The following is a 16,808-nucleotide window of genomic DNA, read 5'->3' on the forward strand; positions in this document are numbered from 1 at the left end:
ACTACTTCTTCTTCGTCTCGACCAGGTGCGCAAAGGCCACCGAACGGTCGGGCGAGTGGAGGAGGTCCTGGCAGGTGGTCAGCGTCATGATGGCCTTGGTGGGCTCCTCGCCCGGCTTGCCGGGCACCGGATCGAGCACCCAGCCGCCGTCGACATCGGCCACGGTGAGCTCCGATGGTGCGGTGTCGAGCTGGTAGGTGTGGATCGCGTCGCGGGTCTCGACGACGACCGTGGCGCCCTTCTGCAACTCCAGCAGGCGCCGGAAGGGTTCGCCGTGGGTGACGCGGTGGGCGGCCACGGCGAAGTTGCCGACCTGGCCCGGCGCGGCGGTGTCGTCGTACCAGCCGACGCCCCTGGCCAGCGCCTGCTCCTAGGTGCCCACCCGGATCGGCCACTCGTAGGCGGCGCCCAGGTCGGGGATGCGCAGCAGGGCGACGGCCTCGCCAGGCAGCTGCTTGCCGGGCTTGGCACTGGCCGCCGGCGCGGACCACTGCTGCTTCAGCGTCGCGGTCGAGTCCTGGGCGGCCTTGCGGGAGGTGACGTTGGTGCCGTAGAACTGCCAACCGGCCCAGGCGAGGACGCCCAGGCCGGCCAGAAGCAGCAGCACGCCGAGCCAGGTGATGGCCCCACACGAGCGGGAACTGCTCACTGCTTGAGCTCTCCCGCTTGGACGTTGAGCACGCAGCGGTCGGCCTTGGCGAGCACCGTGGCCTTGCCGGTCAGCTCGGTCTTCTTGCCCGGCTCTGCGTCCTTGGCAGTCACCATGGTGGCGCCCAGCGGATTGCCGGAATCGTTCTTCAGCCAGATGACCATGATCGCGTAGTCACGGGCTTGCTTGGTGGAATTGGTCAGGGCGAGCTTGACGTCGGCGACGGCACCGGCCGCCTTGCCCTTGAAGCCGGGGATGGCGGGCAGCGTCGCCGAGACGGCGGGGGTGGCCGGGGTGACGCTCTTCTCGACGGTGGTTTCGGTCTTGCTGCAGCCGCCCAGGACACTGCCCAGGACGACGGCACCGACTGCGAGGATCACTGAGAGGCGGGGGATGGACCTTTGGGGGATGGTCACTTATTCTCCTTCTTCTTCCTTGTGGTGATCAGGATGACGCCCGAGGCCACCAGCAGCAAGCCGACAAGCAGGTGCCACGGCTGGACACTCGAGCCGGTGCGCGCGATCCACGCACCCGGGTGCCTGGCCGGAGGCTCCGGGGTGGGCTCGACCGGCGGGGTCGGGCTCGGGCCCGGGGCGGGCTCCACCGGAGTGGAGGCTGTCGGGACGGTGGCCGTACCGGTCGTGTCGTCGATCTGCGGGCCGGTCGCGGTGGCCACGTTGACCACCGATCCGGCGGCGGCCTCGGTCACCACGTGGCTGCCGGTGCAGGTGATCGACTCGCCCGGGGCCAGCGGTCCGGTGGCATTCGGGCTGCAGTCGAGCCGCTCCACCATCGGGTCGCTGATGCCGACCTCGTCCAGGGTCACGTCGCCGGCATTGGTCACCACGATCGAGTAGTTGATCCGCTCCCCCGGCTGGCCGAGGCCGTCGCCGTTGGTGTCATCGAGCTGGGCCGTCTTGGAGACGGTGACCCGCTCGTCGGCCTTCGTCGGGGTGGTGACGGTTCCGGTGGCCGGGGAGTCCACCTGCGCTGAGGTGGCGGTGGCCACGTTCACCAGCGAACCGCTGCGCGCCTCGGCCTCGGTCACCACGTGGCTGCCGGTGCAGACCCGCTGGGCGCCCGCGGCGAGCGGACCCTCCTGCGCACAGGACAGCTCGTCCAGCATCGGGTCGCTGATGCTCACCTCGTCGAGGGTGACGTCGACGATGGCGCGCATCTGGGTGACGTCCCGGGCGCAGCCGGGGGCCAGCTGGTCGGTCACCGAGATCCTGGTGATCGGCACCGACCGGAGTTGTAGATGGTCAGTCGGAAGCTCGGCGTGCTGCCGGGAGCATAGGCGGCGTCCTGTTCACCATTGGCGGCGGTCTTGGTGATCTTGATGTCGGCCACCGGCACCGAGACGATCTCGTTGGTGAGCAGGAAGGAGTCGCCAGTGGTGCGCACTGACAGGGGGAGGGTGCTGTCGCCTGCCACCAGGTTGGGCAGGCTTGCCGTGGTGGCATTGACCGAGGCGTTGTAGAAGGTGCGGGTGCCCACCGCGTAGTGGGGCACCGCCCCGTCGGCCCGGCCGACGAAGTAGTTCCCGGTCCTGTTCGTTACGGGGTTGAGCAGTTCGGTCATCGGCGAGGTGGTGTCGGAATAGGAGATGGTGTCGCCGGCGATGGTGGCATCACCCTCGAAGGCGACGGTGCCGAGCTTGGCGCCGGTGCCCTGCGGTTGCAGTCCGGTCAGCGTGATGTTGGTGGCCGGGTCGCCACTGAACTTGCGCTCGTACCCGTCGTAGAGGTAAATCATGCGGCGCTGTGAGGCATCGGGCTGGGCGGTTTCGTAGCTGCCGAAGTCGTAGACCATCTGCAGTGCCCAGCCGCCGTAGCAGCCATAACCCTGGGGGGTCCAGACATTGCCCACCGTGATCGTCTTGACAGTGCCGTCTCCCGTCACTGCGGCGAAGGCGGAAGTGATGTCGGCATTGGCCGAGTAGTAGTGGGCCCGGGTGGCACCAAGGGCGGCCTGGCTCAGGTCCTCGGTGTAACCGCTGGAGGCTGCCGTGCTGGTCTGACCGTTGACGGTGTAGGTGACCCGCTGCGTCGACGGCGAGGAGGACAACGGGCTGGGCGGCAGGGTCGCCTGACGGCTCGTGTCGGAGCTGCAGGTGGTGCCGGCGATGCCCTTGGTGGTGCCGGTGTTGCCCGACCAGACGAGCTTGGCCGCCACGACCGTGGCCCCGTCGGGGATGGTGTAGGTGGCGGAGCCGGAGTTCACGGTGCTGGCGTTGGCGTCGGTATCGGTGTAGCGCAGGGTGTAGAAGTCGTTGGCATCGTCGGCATAGGTGGAGCCGGTGAACAGGGTCAGGGGTGAACGTCCGTAGACGCTGTTGGTGGTGGCCGTCAGCACGCCATTGCCGACGAGGATGAAGTCGCCGTGCACGTCATGGGTGCCGGTGCGGGTCATCGGGTCGACGGTGAGCGCCTCGGCATCCCCGGCGGGTGCGACCAGGGCGGCGGGGACAGCCAGAAGGAAGCACAGCAGCGCCACCAGATGGCGGGCCCTGGGGGGTCTTCAGCACGTACCTACTCCACTACTCCCCCGAGCAGTTTTCTCAGCCCACACAGCGCAGACCATGACGATCATCCGTCACAGTGTGACCGCAAGTGGGGGTTTGCTGCAAGCGAACAGGCCGCGCGTCTTTTCAGCAGTTGAGCATCCCCAAGTTGGTCATACGACCATCTGTCGTAGCGGCGGGGGGTGGCTGCTCACTCGAAGAAGTGCCGCCCCGACGGGGGGCCGGGCGAGGGCTCGCCGGCCCCATGGAAGGGCTGGGCACCCCCCACCATCCGCTCCAGGTGCTCCCCGTGGACCAGCCGGTAGGGGAAGACGGCCCCGGCCGAGATTCGCTGGAGCTGGTCGACCGGGAGCGCCACCTGGCTGGCCGCGATCACCACATTGCCGAAGCGACGGCCCTTGAGCGTCGCGCTCTCGGCCCCGATCATCACCTCGCCGAAGTAGCCGGCCATCCCCGCCAGCACCCGGCGGGTCCAGGAGAAGGGGTGGGTGTCGGTGACATTGAGCAGTAGCAGACCGTCGGAGTGCAGCACCCGGCGCACATCGGCGAAGAAATCCACGCTCACCAGGCCGCCCGGAACGCGGGCCCCGGCGAAGGCGTCCACGACGACGACGTCGGCATAGTCCTCGCGCATCGCGGCGATGCCGCTGGCCCCGTCGACCGGGCGGACCTTGATGCCGCTGTTGCGTGGCAGCGGGATCTTCTCGCGCACCTCCGCGGTGAGCTCGGCGTCGGGCTCCAGCACGATCTGCGGGCTGGTGGGGCGGGTGTGGGCGACATAGCGGGCCAGCGTCATCGCCGCTCCCCCGACGTGCACCACGCGCAGCCGTTCGCCGGGCTCGGCGTGGGCGTCGACCTGGTCGGCCAGCCGCTGCATGTAGTCGAACTCGAGGCGCGTGGGATCGCTGGGATCAACCCAGGACTGGTCGGCGCCGCCGATGCGCACCACCCAGGCGCCGGGGGTGTGGGGGTCGGGGATGACGCGTTCACTCACCCCGTGAGCCTATCGAGCCCCCGAGGGGTGGCCCGAAAGGAAGCGCGCAACTTCGCGGCCGGGGCTCAGCGCACCCAGCAGGGGGCCCGCCAGCCCTCGCCGTCCTGCGTCGAGGCGACGATGATGCCGTCCTGGTAGTAGTTGCGCACGCCGTGCTCCTCCTTGGGCTCGGCATCCGGGTGCGACTCGACGATCTGGGCATCGGTCACCCGGCAGTTCTCCAGCGCCGAGGAGGGCGTGGCCGACGGCGTGGCAGAGGGCGAGGGGCTGGGCGAGGTGCTCGCCTGGCTGGCCGTGGCGGCAGGGCTGGTCGCCGTGGTGGGGCTGGGCTGTGGGCTCGCGGGCACCGACTGGCTCGCCGGGGCGGCGGGCAGGGTCTGGTCGGCCTGCGCCACCTGGGAGATGGCGATGCCGCCGCCCACCAGGCCGAGCGCGATCACCGGGGCGGTCAGCCAGCGCAGGCGTCGATCTGTATGCATGTGGCCATAGTAGGTGACGGCGGCCCGGATCGTGTGATCCGGGCCGCCGTGCCGCACGGGCGCTGAATCAGGTGATGTGCAGCGCGTCGCCGCTCTCGTCGACGTCGAAGCGCACGGTGTCGCCATCGGCGATCTCGCCCGAGAGCATCTTGCGCGCCATCTGGTCCTCCACCGTGGTCTGCACCAGGCGGCGCAGCGGACGCGCGCCGTAGACCGGGTCGAAGCCGGTGCGGGCCAGCCACGCCTTGCCCTCGTCGCTCACCTCGATGGCGATGCGACGCTCGGCCAGGCGCTTGTTGATCTTGGCCAGGTTGGTCTCGACGATGTGGGTCAGGTCGGCCTCGGTCAGGGGGTCGAACATCACCACCTCGTCCAGGCGGTTCAGGAATTCCGGACGGAAGGCCTGCCGCACCACGCCCATCACGGCCTCACGCTTGGCCTCGGCATCCATTTCGCGGTCGGCGAGGAACTGGCTGCCCAGGTTGCTGGTGAGGATCAGGATCGTGTTGCGGAAGTCCACCGTACGGCCCTGCCCGTCGGTCAGGCGGCCGTCGTCGAGCACCTGCAGCAGGATGTTGAACAGGTCCGGGTGCGCCTTCTCCACCTCGTCCAGCAGCACCACGCTGTAGGGGCGGCGACGCACCGCCTCGGTGAGCTGGCCGCCCTCCTCGTAGCCCACGTAGCCGGGAGGCGCACCGACCAGGCGGCTGACCGAGTGCTTCTCCGAGTACTCGGACATGTCGATGCGGACCATGGCCGTCTCGTCGTCGAACAGGAAGTCGGCCAGGCTCTTGGCCAGCTCGGTCTTGCCGACGCCGGTGGGGCCGAGGAAGAGGAAGCTGCCGGTGGGCCGGTTCGGGTCACTGATCCCGGCACGGCTGCGCCGCACGGCATCGGCGACGGCCGTGACGGCCTTCTTCTGGCCGATCAATCGCTTGCCGATGTGCTCTTCCATGTGGAGCAGCTTGTCGGACTCGCCCTGCAGCATCTTGCCGACGGGGACACCGGTCCAGGCGCTGACCACCTCGGCGATGTCGCTGCTGCCGACCTCCTCGGAGACCATCCGGCTCGCCTCGGCCTCGGCCTCGCTGGCCAGCTGCAGCTCCTTCTCCAGGGCCGGGATGCGGCCGTAGGAGATCTCGGCGGCCTTGGCCAGGTCGCCCTCGCGCTGGAAGCGCTCGGCCTCGCCGCGCAGGTGGTCGATCTCGGTCTTGAGGTCGCCGACGCGGTTCAGTCCGGCCTTCTCCGCCTCCCAGCGCTGCTCGAGCCCGCGCAGCTCCTCCTGGGCATCGGCCAGTTCCTGGTTGAGCCGCTCGAGGCGGGCGACGCTGGCGGCGTCGGTCTCCTTCTCGACGGCGAACTGCTCCATCTTCATCCGGTCCACCTGACGGCGCAGCACGTCGATCTCCTCCGGGGAGGAGTCGATCTCCATCCGCAGCCGACTGGCGGCCTCGTCAATCAGGTCGATGGCCTTGTCGGGCAGCTGCCGGTTGGTGATGTAGCGGTGGGACAGGCTGGCGGCGGCCACCAGGGCGCCGTCGGTGATGCGCACCTTGTGATGGGCCTCGTAGCGCTCGCGCAGGCCACGCAGGATCGCGATGGTGTCCTCGACGGTGGGCTCACCGACGTAGACCTGCTGGAAGCGCCGCTCCAGGGCCGGGTCCTTCTCAATGTGCTCGCGGTACTCGTCGAGCGTGGTGGCGCCGATCATGCGCAGCTCACCGCGGGCCAGCATGGGCTTGAGCATGTTGCCCGCGTCCATGGCACCCTCGCCGCCAGCACCGGCCCCGACGACGGTGTGCAGCTCGTCGATGAAGGTGATGATCTGCCCCTCGGACTCCTGGATCTCCTTCAACACGGCCTTCAGACGCTCCTCGAACTCGCCACGGTACTTCGCGCCCGCCACCATGCTCGACAGGTCGAGGCTGACGACCCGGCGGCCCTTGAGGGAGTCGGGGACGTCGCCGGCCACCACGCGCTGCGCCAGGCCCTCGACGACGGCGGTCTTGCCGACGCCGGGCTCACCGATCAACACCGGGTTGTTCTTGGTGCGACGGGCCAGCACCTGCACCACCCGGCGGATCTCCTGGTCCCGGCCGATGACCGGATCCAGCTTGCCCTCGCGGGCACGCTCGGTCAGGTCAATGGAGTACTTGCCCAGCGCCGACTCGCCACCCTCGGCCTCCGGGCTGGTGATGCGGCGGTCGCCGCGGGAGTCTGCGAAGGCGGAGCTGATCTTCTCGGCGGTGGCACCGGCGTCGAGCAGGATCTTCTGCGCGTCGGAGGTGATGGCCGCCAGGGCGACCAGCAGGTGCTCGGTGCTGACGTAGGAGTCACCGAGCTCGTCGGCGCGCAGCTCTGCCTCGGCGAAGACGCGGGCGAAGGGACCCGACAGCTGCGGCTGGGCGACTGAATTGCCCTGGCTGGAGGGCAGCTTGGCGATCGCGGCCTGGGCACGCTGGTCAACCTGGTCGGCGTCCACGCCCACGGCGGCCAGCAGCGGCGCGACGGAGTTCTCCGGGACCATCAGCAGGGCGTGCAGCAGGTGGACGGTCTCGGCATTGGGATTGCCCGCCGCGAGGGCGGAGCGCAGTGCGGCCGAGACGGCGTCCCGGCTCATCGTGGTGAGCTTCTCGGTGTCCATGTCTCCTCTTTCGAAAGTCGTGTCCTGGAAGCAAGTCCGAGACCACTCCTCGACTGGGGTCCAGACTTGAGTACATCTGACTCAACTCGCTACGGGGCCAGTCTATTCCACCTTGAGCCCAATGGACTCAACTTTGTTTGTGACCATGCCCTGGGACGCTCTGACTCCCAGATCGCTGCCCCTGCTCGCTCGGGTTCCCCACACACGCTCGAGTTCCAACCCGAGCGGGGCCAGTGGCTCAAGCCATGGGTCCCAGTGGCAGCCTCGGTGGCGGCTGGAAGCAGGCTCGCCACTACGCGCGCCCAAGGGGCGCTGGGCCCGTGCTGGAGCAAGCGCCCAGCAGCTCTACCACGTGCGCAGTGGCGGCGGTGGAAGAGCTGCTCAGGGACGTGCACCCAAGGTCACATCGACGTCCTGCTGCTTGCCTGCCCGTGCGATGGTCAGCGTCACCTTCGTTCCTACGGCCCGCTCACGCACCTGGGCGATCAGGCTCAGCGCGGAGTCGACGGGCTCGCCGTCGATGGCGATCACCCCGTCGCGCGGCTTGATGCCGGCCGTCGCCGCCGCACTGCCCGAGGCCACCTGGGTGATGCCGGCGGCCCACTTGCGGTCACCGTCGGCCTGCACGACGGCATCGGTCACCATGACGCCCAGGTTGGAGTGACGCACCCGGCCATTGGTGGTGATCTGGTCCACCACCGACTCCATTTGGTCGGTGGTGATGGCGAAGCTGATGCCGATGTTGCCCTGCCCCTGGCCCAGGGTGGCGATCGACGAGTTGATGCCCACCAGGCGACCCTGGGCATCCACCAGCGCGCCGCCCGAGTTTCCGGGATTGACCGCGGCACTGGTCTGGATGGCATTGGTCACCACCGGCTCCCCTCCCCCGGAGCTCGGGTCCTGGTCTCCCGCGGTGACCGGGCGGTTCAGCGCACTGACGATGCCCGTGGTCACGGTGCCGGCCAGCCCGAGCGGATTGCCCACGGCCATCACCGGGGCACCCACCACCAGCCCGTTGGAGCTGGCCACCTCGAGCGGGGCAAGGTCGGCGGGCGGGTCGACCACCTGCAGCACGGCCAGGTCACTGGCGGCGTCGCTTCCCACCACCCGGGCGTCGAAGACCCGCTCGTCATGCAAGGTCACCAGGATCTGACCTCCCTGGGCGGCCGAGGCGATCACGTGGTGGTTGGTGACCACCTGCCCCTTGGCATCGAGCACCACGCCGGAGCCCGACGACGAACCCCGGTTCGAGGTCACCGAGATGGCCACCACGCTCGGGGAGACCTTCTTGGCCACCTGCACCCAGTCCACCCCGTCGGAGGCCGTCGCGATGGGCGCGGACGAGGCGCCGGACGCAGGCTGTGTCGACAACCGGGCCGAGGGCTGCGTCGCGGGGCTCGAGGAATCGCTGGCCTGCGTCGTGCCGGGTGAACAGGCGCCCAGCGTCAGGGCACCAGCCAGTGCCAGGGCGGTGAGGGATCGACGCATGCTCATCGCCACCACTGGTCGGCGGGAGTGACGGGCGTGGTGCGCTTGTGGCGGCTGCGCAACCACTTCTGCTCGATCTTCTCGGCCGCCTCGTCGTCGACCTGCTCGCCCTGCAGGTAGGCGTCGATCTGGTCATAGGTCAGGCCCAGCTCGTCCTCGTCGGTGCGCAGCGGCTTCCCGTCGAGCAGGTCTGCCGTGGGCACCTTCTGCCACAGGGCCTCTGGGGCCCCCAGGTGCTGCAGCAGCTGCCGGTTCTGGCCCTTGTCGAGGCCGTGGAGGGGCAGGATGTCGGCGCCGCCGTCACCGAACTTGGTGAAGAAGCCGGTCACCGACTCGGCGCCGTGGTCGGTACCGATCACCAGCAGGTTGCGTTCGCCGGCGATGGCGTACTGGGCGACCATGCGCAACCGGGCCTTCACATTGCCCTTGTTGAAGTCGCTGATCTGCATCCCGGTGCCGGCCTCGAAGGCGGCCTCCATGCCGTCGGTGGCGGACTTGATGTTGATCGTCACCTCGGTGGAGGCGGCCACCCAGTCCATCGCCGCGGCGGCATCGGCCTCGTCGGCCTGCACGCCGTGGGGCAGGCGGACGGCGACGAAGTCGGCCTCGACGCCCTGGCTCCGCAGCCGGTCGACGGCCATCTGGGCGAGTCGTCCGGCCAGGGTGGAGTCGAGGCCCCCCGAGATGCCCAGCACGAAGCCGGCCGTGTGGGTGGCCTGGAGGTAGTCGCACAGGAACTGAACCCGTCGCTCCACCTCGGCTGCCGGGTCGATGCTGGGCTGGACACCCATCTCGCCGATGATCGTCTTCTGCAGGTCGCGCATGGGCCAAGCCTATGCGGCCCCACCGACAGTCCGGGCCTGCTGCGCCAGGGACAGTTCGACGACGATCCTCAGCTCCTGCCCGTCCAGCTCGGCGCGCACCGTGCCGTGCATCTGCGCCACGAGCTCCTTGACGATCGACAGCCCCAGGCCGGCATGGGGTCCGGTGCGGGCCCGGTCGGCCCGGTAGAAGCGTTCGAAGATCAACTCGACCTCCTCGGGCCGAGCATCGGCGGCGCCATTGGCCACCACCAGCACCGCCCGGCCATTGGCCCCCTCCAGACGGACGCGCAGTCCGTCGGTGGAGTGGGTCAGGGCATTGGAGACCAAGTTGCGCACCACCCGGGACAGGGCCGTCTCCTCCCCCTGCACCACCAGTGGGCGCGAAGGCAGGACGAGGTCGGGCTCGATGCCACGTTCCTGCAGCGGCACGTAGAAGCCGAGCAGCGCATCCGTGACCACCTGCGTGGCATCCACCGGGCCGAGCTCCAGGTGGTGGTCGGTCGAGTCCAGCACGCTCAGCTCGAAGAAGTCGTCCACCAGGCGCCCCAGGTCATCGACGCGCCCCAGCACCGTTCCCAGCCTGGCCGGCGAGGTGTCGGCCGCCAGGCCGTCGCGCTGCAGCAGCTGCAGGTAGCCGCGGATGGCGATCAGCGGCGTCTTCAGGTCGTGCGAGAGGTCGGCGATCTCGCGCCTCAGCCGGGCCTCCCTGGCCCGACCCTCGGCCGCGACGCGCCGGTACTGGTCGATGGAGCCGTCCACCTCGGCCGCCAGGTGCTCCAGCTCGTCGTCGCGCACCACGACGGCCAGGGGTTCGGACGAGCCCGCCTCCCGGTGTTGCTCCAGCTGTTCGCGCACCCGGCGGATCTCACTACGCAGGCCCCGGTGGCGCTGCAGCAGCCAGGCCGCGACCAGCGCCATCACGGCGGCCGCGGCCCAGCCCAGCAAGGAGTCATTGCCCATGGGGCGAGTCTGTCAGCCCAGTTCGCGGCGGCGCAGCCACGCCACGCCCGCACCGAGGGTCAGGACCGTGCCCACCACCACCATCGTCCACGCGTGGCCGATGATCTGCTTCTCGGCCCAGGAGCGGGAGAAGCGGTTGATGTGCCACATCGGGTTGGCCCCCAGCAGCAGGTCCCCCAGCCGCGACGGATGGGACTGCAGCACCGCGCCCAGCACGATCGCCCCCATCACCAGGGCGAAGAGCACCGCCAGCGCCACCACCCGGGAGCGCGAGACCAGGGCCACCACCGCCACCGTCAGCATCAGCACCATCAGCTGCAGGTAGAGCAGCCCGCAGTGGCCGGCCCAGCGCCACAGCTGGTCGGTGGTCATCGACGCCCCGGTCACCCTGAGCGTGATGGCCAGCGTGAGCGCATTGTGCAGCACCCACAGGACGGCGGTCACCAGGACCGACAGGACCACCTTGGAGAGGAAGAGCATGGTCTGCGACTGTCCCTGGGCCACGGCGACCTTCGTGATCCCATTGGCGTCGTCGGCAGTGATGACCACCATGCCGGTGATGGCAACGGCAAAGAGCGTCACGGCGGTGAAGCAGGTGGCCGTGGTCACGAGCTCCCAGAAACGGGGGTGGGCTGGGTCGGCGTAGGTGAAGCCCATGAAGCCGTCCACCAGCGCGATTCCGTCCTTCGTCTGCCCGGTGGGACCACCGAAGGCGAAGCTGGTCTGGTCATCACCGCTCGCGAACAGGGAGAACAGGCCGATCACGGCGAGGAAGACCACGACGGTCACGTGCAGGAAACGGGAGCGGACGAAGCGGTAGGCGTCGGCACGCAGGATGTTGGCGAACATGTCAGGCCCCCTTCACGAGGTCGGAGAAGTAGTCCTCGAGGCTGGCACCCCGCACCTCGAGCTGGTGCACCTGCACCCCGGCACGGACCAGGGCGGAGTTGATGGTGGCCGCCTCGTCGAGGTGGCTGTCGAGCAGCAGCTGGTGCCCGTCGGTGATGCGGTAGCCGGTGACGCGCAGTTCCTCCTCCAGGACGGTCGCGGCACGGGCGGCGTCGTCGACGCCGATCCGCAGGCTGCGCCGGCACTGGTCGTGGAGTTCGCGGGCGGTCAGCTGGCGCACCAGCCGTCCCTGGTGGATGAAGCCGTAGCGGGTGGCGAACAGGTCGAGTTCGGCCAGCAGGTGGCTGGACAGCAGGATCGTGGTGCCCTCCTGCTGGGCCCGGCGCACCAGCTCCTCACGGATGCGCGCCATCCAGGTGGGGTCGAGGCCGTTGACCGGCTCGTCGAGGATGAGCAGCTCGGGGCGTCCGAGCAGGGCGACGGCCAGGCCGAGCCGCTGCCGCATGCCGAGCGAGAACTGGCGGGCCTTCTTGCTGCCGGTCCCCTCCAGTCCCACCTGTTCGAGAGCCTCGTCCACCCACTGTCGTCCGGCCAGTCCGCGCTGGATGCGCAGGGCCTCGAGGTTCTGGCGTGCCGTCAGGTCCATGCTCAGCGCCGGGGCCTCGATCAGTGCCCCGATCCTGGGGCGTTGCCGGTTGGCGGCAGCTCCCGAGCTGCCGAACAGTTCCAGCGAGCCGCTGCTCGGCCGTGCCAGGCCGGTGAGCAGCCGGATCAGGGTCGTCTTGCCCGCACCGTTCTGCCCCACCAGGCCGTAGATCTCCCCGTGCGGGATCTCGAGGGACACGTCGTCGAGGGCCCGCACCTTCCCATAGCTCTTGGTCAACCCGTGGGTTGCCACCACCATCTGCGTCATGACCACGAGCCTCGGCGACGAGTGTCAAGGATCTGTGAAGACCGGTGCCAAGACTTCCCCAAGACCCTCACGGCTGGCGCATGGTGTAGCCGATGCCCCAGACGGTGTGGATCGGGTCGGCGTCGCAGGCCTGGCGCAGCTTGCGTCGCAGGTTGCTCATGTGGGCATTGACGGTGCGCTCGTCGTAGCCGATGCTCTCGCCCCAGACCTCGGCGTAGAGGTGTGCCTTGGCGTGGACGATGCGGGGCTGGCGCACCAGGACCGTCAGCAGCCCGAACTCGGTCGCGGTCAGTTGCAGTTCCTGCCCGCCGGCCGTGGCGGTGTGCGCTGCCTCGTCGAGCTGGACCGGCCCGACGCTGTGCAGGTGTGCCACGGGTGCCCCCAGGCTGCTGCGGCGCAGCGCCACCTCGCACCGCGCCACCACCTCGTCGATGTCGAAGGGCTTGGTGACGTAGTCGTCGGCGCCCAGCTGCAGCAGGTCGATCTTGGTGCGGGTGGTCTCCCGGGCACTGATGATGATCACCGGCACCTGGCTGTGCTCCCTGATGCCCCGCAGCACCTCGTCGCCGCTCTTGAAGGGCAGCATCAGGTCCAGCAGCACCAGGTCCGGCTGCTGCTGCAGGGCCAGGCGCAGCCCGTCGGGGCCGGTGAAGGCCTGGAGCACCTCCATGCCCCGCTCCTGGAGGATCTCGGCCAGCAGCCGGTTGGAGTCCCGGTCGTCCTCCACCACCAGCACGCTCGCCGCCCTGTCGTCTGCCACGTCCACCATCCTGCCCTTCGTTGGCCCCCACCTGGTGAGTGGGAGGACAATGGCGTGTCCCCACTCCTGCGATCCCGGAGCCTGCGTGTTCGACTTCCTGGCCACCCATTCCCTGTTGACCTTGATGGTGGTGCTGTCCGCCGGCGCACTGCTCGGCCAGATCCGCTTCGGTCCGCTGCAGTTCGGCGCGGCCGGGGCCCTGTTCATGGGCCTGGTGATCGGTTCCTTCGACCCGCGCCTGGCCGACGGGCTGGGGCCGGTGAAGAGCCTGGGCGTCGTGCTCTTCTGCTACACGGTGGGGCTTGCCGCCGGATCCACCTTCGTCAGTGACCTGCGTCGCCAGTGGTCGCTGATGCTCACCGGCGTGGTGGGGCTGGTGGCGATGGCCGTGGCGGGCGCGGGCCTGGCGCCCCTGCTGGGCCTGAGCCCGGCACACCTGGCGGGCTCCTATGCCGGTGTGCTCACCTCGCCGGCCATCGACGCGGCGATCTCCGCGACGGGAGGCTCCGGCGACACCCTGGTGGGCTATGCCCTGGCCTATCCGACCGGTGTCGTGCTCGGCATGGTACTGGTGGCGCTGGTGGTCAACCGCCGCTGGCCGGGCACCCGCGACGTCCCGTCAATGGCCGAGGCCGGCATCGTCGCCCACACGGTGCACGTGACCCGTCGCACCGCCCTGGAGGACGTGCCGGGCTGGAAGAGCCAGGCGGTGAAGTTCTCCTACCTGGAGCGCGATGGCGACATCCGGGTGGCCCGCGGGCAGGGAGACCTGCTGGACGACGACCGGGTGCTGGTGATCGGGATGCCCGCCGACGTGGAGCGGGCCACCGCCCACCTGGGTCGCCGCAGCGAGGACGGCGAGCTCACGCACCACCGCCGCGACGTCGACTTCCGTCGCTTCCTGGTGAGCTCACCGGCCGTCGTGGGCCGCACCATCGGGGAGCTCAACGTGCTGGGCGACCTGCACGGCGTCATCACCCGGGTGCGCCGGGGCGACCTGGACATCCTGGCCCGCGACGACCTGGTGCTGCAGCCCGGCGACCGGGTGCTGGCCGTGGTGCCGACCGGCCACATCGACGAGGCGGTGGACTTCTTCGGCGACTCGGAGCGACGCGTCAGCCAGGTGGACGCCCTGACGATGGGGCTGGGCATCAGCCTGGGGCTGCTGGCGGGAACGGTGGCGGTGCCGCTGCCCGGCGGGATCACCTTTGCCCTGGGGGCCGCGGCCGGACCGCTGGTCGTGGGCATGGTGCTGGGGACCCTGCACCGCACCGGCCCCTTCCGCTGGGACCTGCCCGGCCCGGTGAATGCGACCCTGCGACAGCTGGGCCTGATGATCTTCCTCGCCGCCGTGGGCCTGGCGTCGGGAAGGGCCTTCATCTCACAGGCATTGACAGTCACAGGAATGAAGATCATCATTCTCTCGGGGGTGATCCTGCTCCTTGGTTCGGTGACCGTCCTGGCGGGCGCGCGTCTGGTCGGCCTGTCCGCCCAGCGGGCCAGCGGCGCCCTGGCCGGTTTCGTCGGGCAGCCCGCCATCCTGGGCTTCGCCAACAGCCGGGCCAACGACGAACGCATCGATAGTGCCTACGGGGCCCTGTTCGCGCTCGGCACCGTCGTCAAGATCCTGCTGGTCCAGCTCGTCGCCCACTGAGCCGTCAGGTCAGCTGCCGGGGGCGTACCCGGTGCCGTGGGCCTTCACATAGCCCGAGAGGTCACCGGCGGCCAGCCCCCTGGCCAGTTCTGCGGTGCGCTGCTCGTCGACGATGTCGACCGCTGCTCCACCGACGGTGTCGAAGCGGCTGATCGGCACCAGCAGCGAGGTGACGTCAGTGGTGTCGATGCTGCGCAGTAGCGCTGCCAGGGCCGGGACCTGGCGCGGGTCCAGGCCGGTGATCTTGACGTTCGTGGCCAGCTTGCCCGCCATGTCGCGAAGGCCTGGGGACTGGCCTTGTCCGCGGCCTGCAGCCCGCGCACCATGCCAGTCACCAGCGCCCGGTGCCGTTCGGCGCGGTCGAGGTCACCCAGCGGCAGGCTCTTGCGCTCTCGGGCGTAGACCAGCGCGTCGGTGTTCTCGAGCGTGAGCCGGCCGGTGTGGAAGTCCAGCACCCTGCCAGTGGAGTTGATCTTGACCGTCGAGGCGTGCTTGTTGTCCACCGTGATGCCCTTCATCCACCGGGTCAGGGCGATGAAGTTGGTGAAGTTGGCCTGCACGGTGATGGGGATGTGGATCCCTCCCAGCAGCTGGCTGACGGTGCACACCAGCTGTGGCGTGCCGCCCTGGGCGAAGGCTGCGTTGATCTTGCCCTTGCCCATGCCGGGAATGGCGACATGGGAGTCACGGGCGATGGAGACCAGCGAAAGATGATGCCGATCGGCCGAGAACTGGGCCAGGACGATCGCATCTGAGTTGCCCGACAGGGAGGTCTTCTGCCGCGAATCGGTCCCGAAGAGCAGCATCGTCACCGCCCCCGGCGGCAGCGGGTCGACGAGCGCGGCGGAGCTGCCGGCCGAGGTCGGCGCGGGGGTGGGCGAGGCAGCCCGGGCGGACGTGCCAGCAGCACCCCAGGACCCGGAGGTGGGTCCTGCGGCGCTGCTGGCACCGTCCCTGCTGCATCCGGCGGCCAGCGCCACCAGCGCGATCGTGCTGCCGAGAAGACTCCTGCGCGTGGTCACCCGTCGATGCAAGCACCCCGATCCCTGCCAGGACGGGATTTCAGCCCGTGTCCCGGCAGGTTGGCGGTCAGCTGGCCAGCGACGGGTCCTTCTCGTGGGCGACGGCCAGCTCCTCGCGCGTCGGGGCGTGCGCACCGGCATGGCTCACAGTCAGGCCGGAGGTGCTGACGGCCCGGTGCAGGGCCGGCTGCACCTGGTCCCAGGTGGCCCGGCCCAGTGCCTCGGATGCCTCCCGGGTGCCCAGCAGGCCGGCGTCGAGCAGGCCCGAGAGCAGTCCGCCCATGAAGGAGTCACCGGCCCCGACGGTGTCTGCCAGCTTCACCGTCATCTGGTCGACGTGCAGCATGTCGCGGTTGTGCGCCAGCAGCGCATAGGCACCCCACGGTCCGCGGGTGACCACCACCAGCGACGGCCCCATCGTCGCCCACCGGCGCATGACGTCCTCGACCGGCGTTCCGGGGAAGAGCCATTCGAGGTCCTCGTCGGAGGCCTTGACCACGTCGGCCAGCCCCACGAGCTCCTCGATGCGCAGCTGCACCTCCACCGGGGAGCCCATCAGGGCGGGGCGGATGTTGGGGTCATAGCTGATCGTGCCGTGCTCACGGACGGCACGCACGGCCTCGACCACCTGGGAACCACCCGGCTCCAGGGTGGCGGCGATGGAACCGGTGTGCAGGTGCGCCACCCGGTCCAGCCCGTCGAGGGCCGGCAGCGCCCAGTCGAGGTCGAACTCGTAGTCGGCGCGCCCTTCGGCATCCAGGTGGGCGTAGGCGACCGAGGTCTTCTCGGCACCATTGCTGCCCGGTGCGACGGCGACGCCGTGCTCGACAGCGTGCGCCTCGATGCGGTGACCGCGCTCGTCGGCGCCCCACCAGGCGCCGATGGTGGCGGGATGGTCGAGGCGGGACAGGACGCAGGCGACGTTGAGGGGGCTGCCGCCGACGTGCTCGCCGGTCACCTCGCCCTCGCGCATCACGACGTCGACCAGGGCCTCACCGAGGCACAGGACCTGTGCGGGAACTTCAGTGTTCATGGAGCGATCCTTCCA

The 16,808-nt window shown here is 69.6% G+C and carries 17 protein-coding genes; 1 reads left to right on the forward strand and 16 read right to left on the reverse strand.

Annotated features, from left to right (window positions below):
• Position 1: 1 nt before the first annotated feature.
• From ACYVKA_RS08575 to ACYVKA_RS08640, 14 genes are all read right to left on the reverse strand, one after another.
• On the reverse strand, positions 2 to 361 hold the full coding sequence (locus ACYVKA_RS08575; protein ID WP_460704909.1) for a sortase domain-containing protein: 360 nt from the start codon (positions 359 to 361) through the stop codon (positions 2 to 4).
• Between the two features lie 9 nt (positions 362 to 370).
• Positions 371 to 649 carry a hypothetical protein gene (locus ACYVKA_RS08580; protein ID WP_460704592.1) on the reverse strand — a complete coding sequence of 93 codons (279 nt, stop codon included), beginning with the start codon at positions 647 to 649 and terminating at the stop codon, positions 371 to 373.
• Positions 646 to 1,065 carry a hypothetical protein gene (locus ACYVKA_RS08585; protein WP_460704593.1) on the reverse strand — a complete coding sequence of 140 codons (420 nt, stop codon included), beginning with the start codon at positions 1,063 to 1,065 and terminating at the stop codon, positions 646 to 648. The genes ACYVKA_RS08580 and ACYVKA_RS08585 overlap by 4 nt, the downstream gene beginning before the upstream one ends.
• Positions 1,062 to 1,892, reverse strand: a complete 831-nt coding sequence (locus tag ACYVKA_RS08590; protein ID WP_460704595.1) for a DUF7507 domain-containing protein — start codon at positions 1,890 to 1,892, stop codon at positions 1,062 to 1,064. The genes ACYVKA_RS08585 and ACYVKA_RS08590 overlap by 4 nt, the downstream gene beginning before the upstream one ends.
• Positions 1,868 to 3,145 carry a hypothetical protein gene (locus ACYVKA_RS08595; RefSeq protein ID WP_460704597.1) on the reverse strand — a complete coding sequence of 426 codons (1,278 nt, stop codon included), beginning with the start codon at positions 3,143 to 3,145 and terminating at the stop codon, positions 1,868 to 1,870. The genes ACYVKA_RS08590 and ACYVKA_RS08595 overlap by 25 nt, the downstream gene beginning before the upstream one ends.
• A 218-nt stretch (positions 3,146 to 3,363) precedes the next feature.
• Positions 3,364 to 4,167 (reverse strand): spermidine synthase, encoded by an 804-nt coding sequence (locus ACYVKA_RS08600; protein ID WP_394275339.1) that lies wholly within the window; start codon positions 4,165 to 4,167, stop codon positions 3,364 to 3,366.
• Positions 4,168 to 4,232: 65 nt separating this feature from the next.
• Positions 4,233 to 4,646, reverse strand: a complete 414-nt coding sequence (locus tag ACYVKA_RS08605; RefSeq protein ID WP_460704599.1) for a hypothetical protein — start codon at positions 4,644 to 4,646, stop codon at positions 4,233 to 4,235.
• A 67-nt stretch (positions 4,647 to 4,713) separates the two neighbouring features.
• On the reverse strand, positions 4,714 to 7,290 hold the full coding sequence (clpB, locus tag ACYVKA_RS08610) for an ATP-dependent chaperone ClpB (protein WP_460704601.1): 2,577 nt from the start codon (positions 7,288 to 7,290) through the stop codon (positions 4,714 to 4,716).
• A 381-nt stretch (positions 7,291 to 7,671) separates the two neighbouring features.
• Positions 7,672 to 8,778 (reverse strand): S1C family serine protease, encoded by a 1,107-nt coding sequence (locus ACYVKA_RS08615; protein ID WP_460704603.1) that lies wholly within the window; start codon positions 8,776 to 8,778, stop codon positions 7,672 to 7,674.
• Positions 8,779 to 8,780: 2 nt separating this feature from the next.
• Positions 8,781 to 9,602, reverse strand: a complete 822-nt coding sequence (gene nadE / locus ACYVKA_RS08620; RefSeq protein ID WP_460704605.1) for an ammonia-dependent NAD(+) synthetase — start codon at positions 9,600 to 9,602, stop codon at positions 8,781 to 8,783.
• A 9-nt stretch (positions 9,603 to 9,611) separates the two neighbouring features.
• Complete coding sequence (locus tag ACYVKA_RS08625) at positions 9,612 to 10,562, reverse strand: sensor histidine kinase (protein WP_460704607.1); 951 nt, start codon at positions 10,560 to 10,562, stop codon at positions 9,612 to 9,614.
• A gap of 12 nt (positions 10,563 to 10,574) precedes the next feature.
• Positions 10,575 to 11,411, reverse strand: coding sequence for a hypothetical protein (locus tag ACYVKA_RS08630; RefSeq protein ID WP_460704609.1), 837 nt, complete (start codon positions 11,409 to 11,411; stop codon positions 10,575 to 10,577).
• Between the two features lies 1 nt (position 11,412).
• Positions 11,413 to 12,324, reverse strand: a complete 912-nt coding sequence (locus ACYVKA_RS08635; RefSeq protein ID WP_460704611.1) for an ABC transporter ATP-binding protein — start codon at positions 12,322 to 12,324, stop codon at positions 11,413 to 11,415.
• 67 nt (positions 12,325 to 12,391) lie between these two features.
• Positions 12,392 to 13,084, reverse strand: a complete 693-nt coding sequence (locus ACYVKA_RS08640) for a response regulator transcription factor (protein WP_460704613.1) — start codon at positions 13,082 to 13,084, stop codon at positions 12,392 to 12,394.
• Positions 13,085 to 13,208: 124 nt separating this feature from the next.
• Between ACYVKA_RS08640 and ACYVKA_RS08645 the strand changes: the two genes are divergently transcribed.
• A complete protein-coding gene (locus tag ACYVKA_RS08645) occupies positions 13,209 to 14,738 on the forward strand; it encodes an aspartate:alanine exchanger family transporter (protein WP_394276334.1) in 1,530 nt (509 codons plus the stop codon).
• Between the two features lie 44 nt (positions 14,739 to 14,782).
• On the opposite strand, the gene ACYVKA_RS08650 is transcribed toward ACYVKA_RS08645, so the two are convergent.
• Together ACYVKA_RS08650 and ACYVKA_RS08655 are read right to left on the reverse strand one after the other, a co-directional pair.
• Positions 14,783 to 15,760 carry an LCP family protein gene (locus ACYVKA_RS08650; protein WP_460704615.1) on the reverse strand — a complete coding sequence of 326 codons (978 nt, stop codon included), beginning with the start codon at positions 15,758 to 15,760 and terminating at the stop codon, positions 14,783 to 14,785.
• 67 nt (positions 15,761 to 15,827) lie between these two features.
• Positions 15,828 to 16,793, reverse strand: a complete 966-nt coding sequence (locus ACYVKA_RS08655; protein WP_460704617.1) for a carbohydrate kinase family protein — start codon at positions 16,791 to 16,793, stop codon at positions 15,828 to 15,830.
• Between the last annotated feature and the right edge of the window lie 15 nt (positions 16,794 to 16,808).

Source organism: Luteococcus sediminum (genome assembly GCF_054783495.1).

Coding starts and splice junctions, on each gene's coding strand:
- ACYVKA_RS08645 (WP_394276334.1), top strand. CDS start 13,209: ATGGTGGTGCTGTCCGCCGGCGCACTGCTCGGCCAGATCCGCTTCGGT.
- ACYVKA_RS08635 (WP_460704611.1), bottom strand. CDS start 12,324: ATGACGCAGATGGTGGTGGCAACCCACGGGTTGACCAAGAGCTATGGG.
- ACYVKA_RS08625 (WP_460704607.1), bottom strand. CDS start 10,562: ATGGGCAATGACTCCTTGCTGGGCTGGGCCGCGGCCGCCGTGATGGCG.
- ACYVKA_RS08605 (WP_460704599.1), bottom strand. CDS start 4,646: ATGCATACAGATCGACGCCTGCGCTGGCTGACCGCCCCGGTGATCGCG.
- ACYVKA_RS08630 (WP_460704609.1), bottom strand. CDS start 11,411: ATGTTCGCCAACATCCTGCGTGCCGACGCCTACCGCTTCGTCCGCTCC.
- ACYVKA_RS08655 (WP_460704617.1), bottom strand. CDS start 16,793: ATGAACACTGAAGTTCCCGCACAGGTCCTGTGCCTCGGTGAGGCCCTG.
- ACYVKA_RS08615 (WP_460704603.1), bottom strand. CDS start 8,778: ATGCGTCGATCCCTCACCGCCCTGGCACTGGCTGGTGCCCTGACGCTG.
- clpB (WP_460704601.1), bottom strand. CDS start 7,290: ATGGACACCGAGAAGCTCACCACGATGAGCCGGGACGCCGTCTCGGCC.
- nadE (WP_460704605.1), bottom strand. CDS start 9,602: ATGCGCGACCTGCAGAAGACGATCATCGGCGAGATGGGTGTCCAGCCC.